Origin of the sequence: Agreia sp. Leaf244 (genome assembly GCF_001422695.1) — a bacterium.
GTDB lineage: Bacteria > Actinomycetota > Actinomycetes > Actinomycetales > Microbacteriaceae > Agreia.
In genome coordinates this window covers 65,143-77,289 of sequence record NZ_LMLX01000005.1, presented here as the reverse complement: position 1 = coordinate 77,289, position 12,147 = coordinate 65,143, and the positions used below count along the sequence as shown (strand labels likewise).

At 67.0% G+C, this 12,147-nt stretch carries 12 protein-coding genes and 1 other RNA gene; 6 read left to right on the top strand and 7 right to left on the bottom strand.

What is annotated here, in order from left to right; genetic code table 11:
* Nucleotides 1-32 precede the first annotated feature (32 nt).
* Both ASF06_RS14670 and ASF06_RS14665 read right to left on the bottom strand, forming a co-directional pair.
* Nucleotides 33-347, bottom strand: a complete 315-nt coding sequence (locus ASF06_RS14670) for a protealysin inhibitor emfourin (protein ID WP_055948744.1) — start codon at nucleotides 345-347, stop codon at nucleotides 33-35.
* Entirely contained in the window at nucleotides 344-1,381 is a 1,038-nt protein-coding gene (locus ASF06_RS14665) for a M4 family metallopeptidase (protein ID WP_055948741.1), read from the bottom strand. Before ASF06_RS14665 ends, ASF06_RS14670 begins: the two co-directional genes overlap by 4 nt.
* A 68-nt stretch (nucleotides 1,382-1,449) precedes the next feature.
* Between ASF06_RS14665 and ASF06_RS14660 the strand changes: the two genes are divergently transcribed.
* From ASF06_RS14660 to ASF06_RS14645, 4 genes are all read left to right on the top strand, one after another.
* Complete coding sequence (locus ASF06_RS14660) at nucleotides 1,450-1,854, top strand: hypothetical protein (RefSeq protein ID WP_055929582.1); 405 nt, start codon at nucleotides 1,450-1,452, stop codon at nucleotides 1,852-1,854.
* Entirely contained in the window at nucleotides 1,855-3,054 is a 1,200-nt protein-coding gene (locus ASF06_RS14655) for a glycosyltransferase (protein WP_055948738.1), read from the top strand.
* On the top strand, nucleotides 3,051-3,782 hold the full coding sequence (locus ASF06_RS14650) for a PIG-L deacetylase family protein (RefSeq protein WP_055948735.1): 732 nt from the start codon (nucleotides 3,051-3,053) through the stop codon (nucleotides 3,780-3,782). The genes ASF06_RS14655 and ASF06_RS14650 overlap by 4 nt, the downstream gene beginning before the upstream one ends.
* Before the next feature lie 155 nt (nucleotides 3,783-3,937).
* Nucleotides 3,938-6,115 carry a glutamine synthetase III family protein gene (locus ASF06_RS14645; RefSeq protein WP_055948733.1) on the top strand — a complete coding sequence of 726 codons (2,178 nt, stop codon included), beginning with the start codon at nucleotides 3,938-3,940 and terminating at the stop codon, nucleotides 6,113-6,115.
* Nucleotides 6,116-6,225: 110 nt separating this feature from the next.
* On the opposite strand, the gene ssrA is transcribed toward ASF06_RS14645, so the two are convergent.
* Nucleotides 6,226-6,622: a transfer-messenger RNA gene (ssrA, locus tag ASF06_RS19245) on the bottom strand.
* A 136-nt stretch (nucleotides 6,623-6,758) separates the two neighbouring features.
* Here ssrA and ASF06_RS14640 point away from each other — a divergent pair.
* Nucleotides 6,759-7,436 carry an SIMPL domain-containing protein gene (locus tag ASF06_RS14640; RefSeq protein WP_055948729.1) on the top strand — a complete coding sequence of 226 codons (678 nt, stop codon included), beginning with the start codon at nucleotides 6,759-6,761 and terminating at the stop codon, nucleotides 7,434-7,436.
* Nucleotides 7,437-7,444: 8 nt separating this feature from the next.
* Nucleotides 7,445-8,341 carry an SDR family NAD(P)-dependent oxidoreductase gene (locus ASF06_RS14635; protein ID WP_200920391.1) on the top strand — a complete coding sequence of 299 codons (897 nt, stop codon included), beginning with the start codon at nucleotides 7,445-7,447 and terminating at the stop codon, nucleotides 8,339-8,341.
* 6 nt (nucleotides 8,342-8,347) lie between these two features.
* On the opposite strand, the gene smpB is transcribed toward ASF06_RS14635, so the two are convergent.
* The 4 genes from smpB to prfB form a co-directional block, all read right to left on the bottom strand.
* Complete coding sequence (gene smpB, locus ASF06_RS14630) at nucleotides 8,348-8,824, bottom strand: SsrA-binding protein SmpB (protein ID WP_055780595.1); 477 nt, start codon at nucleotides 8,822-8,824, stop codon at nucleotides 8,348-8,350.
* Nucleotides 8,825-8,955: 131 nt separating this feature from the next.
* Nucleotides 8,956-9,870, bottom strand: a complete 915-nt coding sequence (gene ftsX / locus ASF06_RS14625) for a permease-like cell division protein FtsX (protein ID WP_055948723.1) — start codon at nucleotides 9,868-9,870, stop codon at nucleotides 8,956-8,958.
* Nucleotides 9,867-10,910, bottom strand: coding sequence for a cell division ATP-binding protein FtsE (gene ftsE, locus ASF06_RS19240; protein WP_082500983.1), 1,044 nt, complete (start codon nucleotides 10,908-10,910; stop codon nucleotides 9,867-9,869). The genes ftsX and ftsE overlap by 4 nt, the downstream gene beginning before the upstream one ends.
* Nucleotides 10,911-11,007: 97 nt before the next feature.
* Nucleotides 11,008-12,114 carry a peptide chain release factor 2 gene (gene prfB, locus ASF06_RS14615; protein WP_055929605.1) on the bottom strand — a complete coding sequence of 369 codons (1,107 nt, stop codon included), beginning with the start codon at nucleotides 12,112-12,114 and terminating at the stop codon, nucleotides 11,008-11,010.
* Between the last annotated feature and the right edge of the window lie 33 nt (nucleotides 12,115-12,147).

Here is a 12,147-nt window from a genome sequence, read left to right as displayed (position 1 = left end):
CGCCGAAGTGTTGACGGCATGTTTCGGCGTCGTTATGTGTCGGCGCGATCGGAGGCCTGGACCCGGTCGATCAGCTGCCGCCACGGCCCCACGACGCGCGACTCGGGCAGGGTCGCGTGCAGCTGAGACGTCGACGCCGATTCGACGGGGAGCGCCTCGACGGTGACGACGAAGACGAAACGGTCGGGAACGCCGTCGCCGTCGAGATCGACGGCGTCGGACCACGGGCACGCGTCGACGATGTGGAGCCATTCGTCGACGGCGGTCGGCGACTCGTCGTCGACGACGACCCGCCAGGTTCGCCTCAGACCTGCGAACCCGCCGCTGCGCACAACGGTGATGTTCACAACTCGACCCCGACAGACGCCCACGCCCGCTGCACCGCGTCGAGCTCGTCAGAGGTGCCGCCGTAGCGGGCTCGGGCGGCCTCGACCGTGGCACGGGCGAACTCCATGAAGGTGGCTCGCGGCTCGAGCCCGCCTGCGGTGATCGTGTCGTACCAGATGCGACCGGCGCGCTGCCACGCGTAGCCGCCGAGGGCGTCGGCCACGAGGAAGAATGCCCGGTTGGGGATGCCGGAGTTGATGTGCACCCCTCCGTTGTCGTCGCGGGTGTCGACGAAATCACGCATGTGGGCGGGCTGGGGGTCGACGCCGAGGATGTCGTCGTTGTAGGCGGTGCCCGGTGCCTTCATCGAACGGAGCGCGGCACCTTCGACCATGTCGGTGAACAGCTCCTCGCCGATGAGCCAGCTTGCCTCCGAGGCTGACTGCCCTCGGCTGTGCTGCTCGACCAGCGCTCCGAACACGTCGGACACCGATTCGTTGAGGGCCCCGGACTGGCCCTGGTACTCGAGCGCGCTCGAGTACTGGGTCACTCCGTGACTGAGCTCGTGCCCGATGACGCTCAGCGACAGCGTGAACCGGCGGAAGACCTCGCCGTCGCCGTCGCCGAACACCATGCGCTCACCGTCCCAGAAGGCGTTGTCGTAGCGCGAGCCGTAGTGCACGGTGGCGTCGAGCCCGAGCCCGCGACCGTCGATCGAGGAACGTTCGAACGCGTCGGCGAACAGCGCGTGCGTCGCCCCCAGGCCGTCGTAGGCCTCGTCGACCGCGGCATCGCCCGATTCGGCGCCGCCCTCGCGCCGAACGACGGAGCCGGGCAGCACCTCGCGCCCTCCGGCATCGCTGATCGTGCGATCAGGGCGAGGCGGGGCAGTCGACGGGGTCGCGGCACGCGGGGCAACGGCCTGCCTCGTCTCGCGCAGGGGCTCGGTCTGCATCAGGGTCTCGTGGGCCGCGGCGGCGACCCCTCCGAGACCGGCCTCATCGAGGCGGGAGAGGCGGGAGAGCAGGTAAGGGGGAACAATCGTGCAACGCATGGATCGAGCTTCGCACCGGCCCCTGACATCGTCCACAGAGTGCGACGCCCCGGGCTAGAATTTGAGTCATGACGACCCATTCCGCGCCGGTCACCACATCCGCCCCGGCCAAGACATCCGCCCCGGCCAAAGACATGACGAAGCCCCTCGGCGGCGGCCTGTTCGTTCTCTTCTGGGCCATCGCCATCGTGCTGTGGGTGCTCGTCGGCCAGTTCGAGGAGCCCGGGCTGCGCGGCTTCGTCGCCGATGCGGGCATCGTCTTCGCCTCGCTCGGCACCGCGGCTCCGTTCCTCGCCACCCGACGCTCGCTTGTGATCGCCGTCGGCTGGGGCGCCGTCGCGCTCGGCCTCTTCGCTCTCGCCGACCTCGGCCAGGTCACGGTGGTCGTCTATCTCCTGCGCATGTTCGTTCCGCTTGTCGCCCTTCTCGCCCCGGTCAACAAGTTCGTCAACGGTTACCGAGTGTTCGTCTAAGTGCTGCGAATAGCTCTCGTCTGCCTCCACACATCGCCGGTCGACGAGCCGGGCTCCGGCGATGCCGGAGGCATGAACGTGGTGGTGCTGCACCAGGCGCAGGCCCTCGCCTCACAAGGACACGACGTCGAGATCATCACGCGACGGTCCACGCCCACCGGTCCGGCCGTTCTGAACTTCGGCGATCGACTTCGCCTGCGGTTCGTGGATGCCGGCCCCGCGCATCCGCTCGCCAAGGGCGATCACGAGCTCTACATCGGCGAGTTCAGCGAGGCCCTGAGTGCGCTCGGCCCGTACGACGTCTTTCACTCGCACCACTGGTTCTCGGGCATGGCCGCCCTGCCCGTCGCGCGCACTCGGGGCATCCCCCACGTGCAGAGCTTCCACAGCATCGCGGCCGACGATTCGACGCCCCTCTCCGACGGAGAGCGCGCGGAGTCGCCCGGGCGCATGGCCGGCGAATCGTGGCTCGCACGCGAATCCGACGCACTGATCGCGATCAGCGAGGCCGAAGCCCACACGATCGAGACGCGTCTCGGCGGATCGCCCGGTCGCATCACCGTCGTCTCCCCCGGCGTCGACAGCGAGCTGTTCGCACCGGCTGCACCGGCTCTCGGGTCGCACGAGTCCCGCAGGCCTTACGCGGTCGTGGCCGCCCGGTTGCAGCCGCTCAAGGGCCTCGACCTCGCGATCGAGGCGATCGCCTCGGTTCCTGAGAGCATCCGACCCGAACTGGTGATCTCGGGCGATGCGTCGGCCGACTTCGACGGATACATCGACGAGCTCTCGCAACTCGCCAGCCGACGCGGCATTGCAGACTCCGTGCACTTCATCGGTCCGCAATCGAGACAGGCGCTGGCCGAACTGCTGCGCAGCGCCCGCGTCGTCCTGATCCCCTCCCACTCCGAGACATACGGCCTCGTCGCGCTCGAGGCGGCCGCGAGCCGCGTGCCCGTCGTCGCCGCCGCCTCGGGTGGTCTCCGGGAGGCCGTTGTCGACGGCGTGACCGGCGTCGTGCTCGATTCGCGCGACCCCGCCGTATGGGCCGATGCGATCGCCCGCCTGCTCTCGCATGACGAGGAGGCCGACGAGCTGTCGTCGAGAGCCCGCGAACGCGCGGAGACCCTCAGCTGGGCGCGCTCCGCCGACGCGCTCCTGGGCGTCTACACGGGGCTCGTCTCGTCCGTCGCCGTCGCGTGAGTCTTCTCGACGGTGTGCCCAGCGTGCTCTTCGTGCACGCCCACCCCGACGACGAGACCCTCGCCACCGGCGCCCTGATCGCCGAGCTGGTCGACCGCGGCGTGCGGGTGAGCCTGCTCACCGCCACCCGCGGAGAGCGCGGCGAGATCGTCGAGGGATCGATCGATCACGCGGTGGATGCCGAGGGCCTGAGCGCGCTGCGCGAGACCGAGCTGCGCCGAGCGGCAGACTCGCTCGGTATCTCCGACAGGTACTGGCTGGGCACCGCCCCGGCGCGAACCGTGGGGCAACCGGCCGTGCGCTACCGCGATTCGGGAATGTCCTGGATCGAGCCCGGACTCGCCGGTCCCGCGGCCGATGTCGAGCCCGGAGCGCTGGCGCTCGCGCCCCTCGAGCAGGTCGTGGGCGACGTGGTGGCACTCATAGAGCTGCTCGATCCCGAGCTGGTCGTCAGCTACGACCACGGCGGGGGCTACGGACATCCTGATCACGTGCGAACGCACGAGGCCACGCTGGCGGCGAGCCGCCTGACGGCCACGCCGTTCGCCGAGATCGTCTCCGAACCCGGCTCCGGTGTGGAGTGGTTCGACCTCGACCACCGATTGTCAGCGGTGACGCGGGCGCTCCAACAGCACCGCACGCAGCTGACCGTCGTCGACGGCGATGTCGTGCACTCGGGCGGGCAGCGACACGCGATACCGCTCTCAATGGGGCTGCGCCACCACTGACACCGCGGCCGGGCGACTGCACTACTCCTCACGCCGCGTCGAAAATAACCACGGGTGTCACACAGGTGAAACACCCCCGCCACACGAGTCTTCTATCGTGGCGCCACCGGGTTCCGCATCGATCCGCGGTCGGGCGCCGTCACGAGGGAGTAAGAATGACTGGAAACACTGTCCGTCTGCAGGCCATCAGGGATGTCGAGGCCTACGTGCCGCCCGCCATCAGCTTCACCCCGACCGAGACGCCCGGCGAGGTCTTCGGCGAGAACGTGTTCAACCAGATCGTGATGCAGAAGCGGCTCCCGAAGTCGGTCTACAAGTCGGTCATGGCCACCATCGACCACGGTGTCATGCTCGATCCGCTGGTCGCCGACGCCGTGGCCTCGGCAATGAAGGACTGGGCCCTCGAGAAGGGCGCGACGCACTACGCGCACGTCTTCTACCCGCTGACCGGTCTCACCGCCGAGAAGCACGACAGCTTCCTCGAGCCGGTCGGCGACGGAACGGCCCTTGCCGAGTTCGCGGGCAAGACGCTCACCCAGGGCGAACCGGATGCGTCCAGCTTCCCGAACGGCGGCTTGCGCAACACGTTCGAGGCTCGCGGCTACACCGGCTGGGACGTCACGAGCCCCGCGTATGTGCTCGAGAATCCCAATGGCAACACCCTCTGTATTCCCACTGTTTTCGTCTCGATGACTGGTGAGGCCCTCGACCACAAGACGCCCCTCCTGCGCTCGCAGCAGGCGATGGGCGAACACGCCGAGCGCATCCTGAAGCTGTTCGGGCACACGAACCCGAAACATGTCGTGTCGTTCTGCGGGCCCGAGCAGGAGTACTTCCTGGTCGACCGGCACTTCTTCCTCGCCCGACCCGACCTGATCAACGCCGGTCGCACCCTGTTCGGCTCGAAGCCGCCGAAGGGCCAGGAGTTCGACGACCACTACTTCGGCGCCATCCCCGAGCGCGTGCTCGGATTCATGATGGACACGGAGCGCGAGCTGTTCAAGCTCGGCATCCCCGCCAAGACCCGCCACAACGAGGTCGCCCCGGGCCAGTTCGAGATCGCTCCCATGTTCGAGCGGGGCAATATCGCCGCCGACCACCAGCAGCTCCTGATGACGACCTTCAAGACGATAGCCAAGAAGCACGGCATGGAGTGCCTGTTCCACGAGAAGCCGTTCCAGGGCGTCAACGGATCGGGCAAGCACGTCAACTTCTCGCTCGGCAACTCGGAGCTGGGCAGTCTGCTCGTTCCGGGCGACACGCCCCACGACAACGCGCAGTTCCTGGTGTTCTGCGCCGCGGTCATCCGCGCCGTGCACAAGTACTCCGGTCTGCTGCGCGCATCCGTCGCCTCGGCCACGAACGACCACCGGCTCGGCGCGAACGAAGCTCCCCCGGCGATCATCTCGATCTTCCTCGGCGACCAATTGGCCGACGTCTTCGAGCAGCTGGCGAAGGGCCCTGCGACATCGTCGAAGGGCAAAGGTCGTATGCAGATCGGTGTCGACACCCTGCCGGTGCTGCCCACCGACCCGGGTGACCGCAACCGCACGAGCCCGTTCGCGTTCACCGGAAACCGCTTCGAGTTCCGCGCCCCGGGATCGATGCAGTCGGTCGCAGGACCGATGACCACCATCAACACGATCATGGCCGACTCGCTCGACTTCATCGCCACAGAGCTCGAGGCGGCCACGGCTGCGGGAGAAGACTTCGACACCGCCGTTCAGACCCTCCTCACGCAGATCATCACGGAGCACGGGGCGGTCGTCTTCAACGGCGACGGCTACGCCGATGCGTGGCCGATCGAGGCCGAGAAGCGCGGCCTCGCCAATCTGCGCACGACCCTGGACGCCCTTCCCGAGCTCATCACCGACGAGGCCATGGAGCTGTTCGAGAAGTACCGGGTCTTCAATCACCGTGAGATGCGCAGCCGCTATGAGATCGGGCTGGAGCAGTACGCCCTCACCATCGGCGTCGAGGCGCGCCTGGCCCTCGAGATCGGTGCCACCGCAATCCTGCCGGCGGCCGTGCGCCACCAGACGGAGCTCGCCGTGAACATCGGTGCGCTCAAGGCTGCCGGAGTGGAGGCCGACACGGAGGCTCTCGACGAGGTATCGGTTCCGCTTGCCGAGCTGCGCAGCGCCCTGGCCACGCTCAAGAAGGCACTGGCGGCCGAGACCGGTCATGAGGCGCTCGCCGAGGCGGAGCACGCGCGTGACGCACTGCTTCCGGCGATGGACGCCGTGCGCGCCGCAGCCGACACTCTCGAGGACATCGTGGCCGACGACCTGTGGCCTCTGCCGACCTACCAGGAGATGCTCTTCGTGCTGTAGGCCAGGCCGCTTCGACAGGCTCAGCGAGCGGTGACCCCGCTCCCTGAGCCTGTCGTTCCCTGAGCCCGTCGAAGGGCGGCAACCAAACAGTGCATGACAGCGACCTCAGATGGTGGAGATGCGGGGAATTGAACCCCGGTCCACTGCTGTGATTCTGCGCCTTCTACGGGCGTATCCTGTTGAGTCGTTCTACTCGGCCCCGAGCTTTGCTACAGGCATCTAGCTCGACGGGCCCAGCCCGAGTGCAAGTCCCTCCGCGCCCTCAGGCGTAACGCGGAAGCAATCTCTCTGAATGTCGCCAGAACCCGGGTAGAGAGCATTCCCGGACTGACGGTCTCTATTTAGTGCTTAGAAGAGAACTACGCCGCGAGGGCGAAGTCTGCCTGAGCAGAGACAGTGCGGTTTGATTTGGCACTTATTGTTTTTCAGAGATCGTTAACGAGATAACCCTGAATCCTCGACCCGCTTCTCGCAGTTTCGCAGGCAATGTCGAAACCGATCATCCCCAAGCGGGTCACTATCACGCACTGTTGAGTTGTATGTTGCGCACAAGCATCCGAAAGGATGCAGCCCCCAATTCTACGACAGAAAATCGGCAATGGCCACCGTGGGCCCTCGTCGGGACGCGGATAGGGTGAGACCCATGAGCGAGACCATCATCACCGTCGCCGGCTACGCAGAGACGCACCACTCACCCGAGCGGGCCGTCGTGCAGCTCGCACTCGGGTTCGAGGGACCGGAACGCCAGAGCGTGTTCGAACAGACGAGGCAGCTCCACGCGGAGACCTCGGAAAGCCTCCGTGCTCTGCACGATCCGGTGGCCGACGCGGTAACGCGGTGGAGCGCCGACCAGGTGAGCGTGTGGGGCCAGCGCCCCTGGAACCAGGACGGTGTGCAGCTGCCACCCGTCTATCACGCGACCACCACCGTGCGAGCCCGATTCCGCGACTTCTCGGCGCTGGCGACGTGGATCGATTCCGTCGCGTTCCGCGACGGCGTGACCGTGACCTCGGTCGACTGGGCTCTCACCGCAGCGACGCGGGCGGCCCTGGAGTCCGACGTTCAGAAGGACGCGATCGTGAGCGCCCGGTCGAAGGCGCAGAACTACGCCGAGGCCCTCGGGCTGTCGGCACTCCGGCCGCTCGCCGTGGCCGACCCCGGAATGCTCGGAGACGGCGGAGGCGGCTCCTCGCCGGTCGGCGTCGCGCGCTTCGCCTCGCACGACATGGCCAAGTCCAGCGCATCCGGCCCCCTCGACCTCACGCCCGCAGACGTCGTCATCAGCGCGTCGGTCGAGGCCCGTTTCGCCGCGTCCGCATGAACCGCGACTTGACCGACCGCACGGTCGTCATCACGGGCGGCAACGCCGGGCTCGGCTATTTCACGGCCGAGCAGCTCGCCCGCAGGGGTGCTCGCGTCGTCATCGCGGGCCGCAACGAGGCCAAGGCCGGCGCCGCCGTCGCGTCCCTGCGGCGCGAGGTGCCCCACATCGAGGCGCCGTCGTTCGTGCTGCTCGATCTGGCCGATCTCTCGAGTGTTGCTCGAGCATCCACCGAACTCTCGCGGCTGCCCGCCATCGACGTGCTGGTCGCGAACGGGGGCATCACCTCGGGCACCGCGGATTCCGTGACCGCCGACGGGTTCGAGAGCATGTTCGGAACCAACCACCTCGGCCACTTCGCCCTGATCGCCGGGCTCCTGCCGTCTCTTCTCGCGACCCCCGCGTCACGGATCGTGCATCTCGGCAGCATCAGCCACCGCTTCTACGCGCTCGATCTCGAGAAGCACGAGACCCCCGAGCGTTTCCGCAGTTTCCGCAGCTACAGCCGGTCGAAGCTGGCCGTGATGACGTTCGCGTTCGAGCTCGATCGTCGGCTTCGCGCCGCCGGGCATGACACCCGCAGCATCGTCGCTCATCCGGGGTTCGCGGTCGACGAGCTGACGCCAAAGCGCCCGAGAGTCACGCCGGATGGCAGCACCGCTGCGATCGTGCAGGCCGTGTTCGGCTCGTTCGCCCAGGGCAAGGACGCGGGCGCACTGCCCATCGTGATGGCCGCGACCGACGACTACCTGCGCGGCGGCGAATACGTGGGCCCGGCCGGCTGGCAACAGCTGAAGGGCCGCCCGCGGGTGGTGCCGGCCAAGGCGTGGTCACGCGATCCCGCCGTGGCCGCCCGCCTGTGGGCGCTGTCCGAAGAGCTGACCGGCGCATCCATTCGTCTGTGACGGGCGTCAGTCGCCGAGGTTGCGCCTCGCCGACATGGCCCTGTCGGACTCGCGCTTGTCTTGACGCTCGCGCAGCGTCTGCCGCTTGTCGTACTCGCGCTTTCCCTTGGCCACGGCCAGTTCGACCTTGGCACGGCCGTCGCTGAAGTACAGCTGCAGTGGGATGAGCGTGTAGCCGCCCTCTTTGGTCTTGTTGTGCAGCTTGAGGATCTGCTCCTTGTGCAGCAGCAGCTTGCGCTTGCGCCTGGGCGTGTGGTTGTTCCACGTGCCCTGCGTGTACTCGGGAATGTGCACGGCGTCGAGCCAGGCCTCGCCGTTCTCGATGAAGGCGTAGCCGTCGACCAGCGACGCTCGACCCATGCGGAGCGACTTCACCTCGGTGCCGTTCAAGACCATTCCGGCCTCGTACGTCGACTCGATGGTGTAGTCGTGCCGAGCCTTGCGGTTGGTCGCGACGACCTTCTGACCGCTCTCCTTGGGCACGTTGCGCTCCTGACGATTCTTGGTGCCGCACCTCGCGTGCGGCAGCCGTCCAGTATACGCCCGGTCGACCTGGGCGTGGGCGGCGCCGCTCGCACCTGTGCGATCAGACCGATGCGATCAGACCTGTGCGATCAGACCTTGAGGTAGCGCGTAATCGCGAACTTGGCCGACAGCGCCGCGAGCACGGCTCCGACGACGATCAGGATCGGCGCCACCAGCAGCGCATCGCCCGTGGAGACGAACGACGTGAACGGCAGCTGGTTCAGCAGCCATCCCTGCACGAAGAACTTTACGATGGCCCAGATCGCCACGCCCGCGAGTGCCGATCCGATGAGCGATGCGATCACACCCTCGATGATGAACGGCGTCTGGATGAAGCGGTTCGACGCCCCGACGAGGCGCATGATTCCGAGTTCTCGACGGCGCGAGAAGGCAGACAGTCGAATGGTCGTGGCGATGAGCAGAACCGCCGCGATCAGCATGATCGCAGCCACGGCGATGGCGGTGTAACTCGCCGCGTTGAGTACCGTGAAGATCTGCTCGAGGTAGCTGCGTTGGTCGGTGACGCTCTCGACGCCTGCGAAGCCCGAGAGGCTCTCGACGAGCACCGCCGATTGCGTCGGGTCTTTCAGGTTGACCCAGAACGTCTGCGGAAGAAGGTCGGGCGTCACGTACTCGGTGACCGGGTTGCCTTTGAACTGCGACTGGAAGTTCTCGTAGGCCTGGTCATGGTTCTCGAAGTAGTACTTGTCGATGAACGGCGACAGCGTCGGTCCGTCGAGCTGGGCCTCGACGGCGTCGATCTGCTCCTGGGTCACGTCGCCGTTTCCGCAGGTCTCCCCCGCGTCCGTGGCCGTGCAGAGGTAGACGGCGACCTGGGCCTTGTCGTACCAGTAGTTCTTCATCTGGCCGATCTGCATCTGCAGCAGAATGGCCGTGCCCACGAAGGTGAGCGAGATGAAGGTCACGAGAACGACGGAGATGACCATCGAGACGTTGCGTCGGAGGCCGGTGCCGACCTCTCCGAAGATGAGTCCGAGTCTCACGAGGTGGGTCCTACGTTCTGGTCCTGGGGGTCGATGCGTTCGCCCGGGGCGCGCAGCCCGAGCTTCTCTGCGAGTCCGAGCTGGTCGGTCACGGGGTCGGCGGCGTCGGGGCGGGCCGACACCGGCGCGGGGGTCGTGGATGCGACGGGCGCGGCCTGCGCGGGCTCGCCGGCGGGCACACGGGATGCCGCGGGCGCGGCCGCAGGCGCTGGCGCCTCGGTCGCGGACGGGCCCTGGGGATTCACGACGGGCGTGGAGAATGTGGGAGAACTCGCACCCGGTCCCCTGCTGCCGCGCGTCAGCCCGGGAATGCCGATCTCGGCCGTCATTCCGCTGTCGCGAAGCGCGATCTCGGCCGTCATGCCGTAGCCGCCCTGCAGTTCGTCGCGCACGATCTCGCCCTGAACGAGCTCGATCACGCGTCGCTGCATCTGGTCGACGATGGCGTTGTCGTGCGTCGCCATGATCACGGTGGTTCCGCCCGCGTTGATGCGCTGCAGAACCTGCATGATTCCGCCACTCGTCAGCGGGTCGAGGTTTCCTGTCGGCTCGTCGGCGAGCAGGATGGCGGGCTTGTTCACGACGGCGCGGGCGATGGCCACGCGCTGCTGCTCACCACCGGAGAGTTCGTGCGGAAGGCGGTTCGCCTTCTCGTTGAGGCCCACCATGGCGAGCACGTCGGGAACGGCCTCCTGGATGAAACCCCGCGACTTGCCGATGACCTGAAGCGTGAAGGCCACGTTGTCGAAGACGTTCTTGTTCGGCAGCAGACGGAAGTCCTGGAAGACGACTCCGAGGTTGCGCCGGAAGTAAGGAACCTTGCGCGACGAGATCGTGCCCAGGTCTTGGCCGAGCACGTGGATGCTGCCGCTCGTGGGCTTGTCCTCCTTCAGCACGAGGCGCAGGAAGCTCGACTTGCCGGAGCCGGAGGCGCCAACAAGAAAGACGAATTCACCGCGGAGGATCTCGAGGTCGACGCGGTTCAGCGCCGGCTTCTTGGTCCCCCGGTAAATCTGGGATACGTGATCAAATCGAATCATGGCAGGTTGAGCTTAAGCAGCCTTGCGAGCCACTCGACGCGCGACTCGCCACGGATGCCCGATTGGCGCGCCAGTCTGTACGAACGCCTTGTATCGCCTATGCGACCTTCTGCTTGCGCCAGCGGATGCCCGCCGAGATGAAGCCGTCGAGCTCGCCGTCGAAGACGTTCGACGGGTTGTTCGATTCGTAGTCGGTGCGCAGGTCTTTGACCATCTGGTACGGCGCGAGCACGTAGCTTCGCATCTGGTCTCCCCAGCTGGCGGTGATGACGCCGGCCAGCTCTTTCTTCTTGGCGTTCTCCTCGTCGCGCTGCAGAAGCAGCAGGCGCGACTGCAGCACGCGGAGCGCCGCCGCCCTGTTCTGGATCTGGCTCTTCTCGTTCTGGCAGCTCACCACGATGCCCGTGGGCAGGTGGGTGATGCGCACGGCCGAGTCTGTGGTGTTGACCGACTGGCCGCCCGGGCCCGACGAGCGGAAGACATCCACCCGGATGTCGCTCTCGGGAACGTCGACCGACTCGGTCTGGGCGATGAGCGGAATGACCTCGACCGCGGCGAAGCTCGTCTGGCGCTTACCGGCCGAATTGAACGGGCTCATGCGCACCAGGCGGTGCGTTCCGGCCTCGACAGAGAGCGTTCCGAAAGCGTAGGGGGCGTCGACCTCGAAGGTGGCGCTCTTGATGCCGGCCTCTTCTGCGTAGCTCGTGTCGAGCACCGTGACGGAGTAGCCGTGCTGCTCGGAGTAGCGCAGGTACATGCGCAGCAGCATCTCGGCGAAGTCGGCGGCGTCGACGCCGCCCGCTCCGGCGCGGATCGTGATGACGGCCGCGCGGGGATCGTACTCGCCGTTGAGCAGGGTCTGCACCTCGAGCTCGCCGAGCAGTTTCGTGAGGCTCTCGAGCTCGCCCTGCGCCTCCTGGGCCGACTCCTCGTCGCCCTCGGAGTTGATGAGCTCGACCATGATCTCGAGGTCTTCGAGACGCGAGGTGATGCTCGTGACCTTCGCGAGGTCGGACTGGGCGTGCGACAGTGCGCTGGTGACCTTCTGCGCCTTCTCGGTGTCGTCCCACAGATCGGGAACGCCGGCCTGTGCGCTGAGGTCGTCGATGCGGGCCTTCAACTCATCGACGTCGATGACCGAGAGGATGTCGCGAAAGGTGGAGCGGAGGGCGGCGATCTGCTCGCTGAAATCTAGTTCCTGCATGGTGCCCCCAGCCTACCGGGCGGGCGTGGTCGC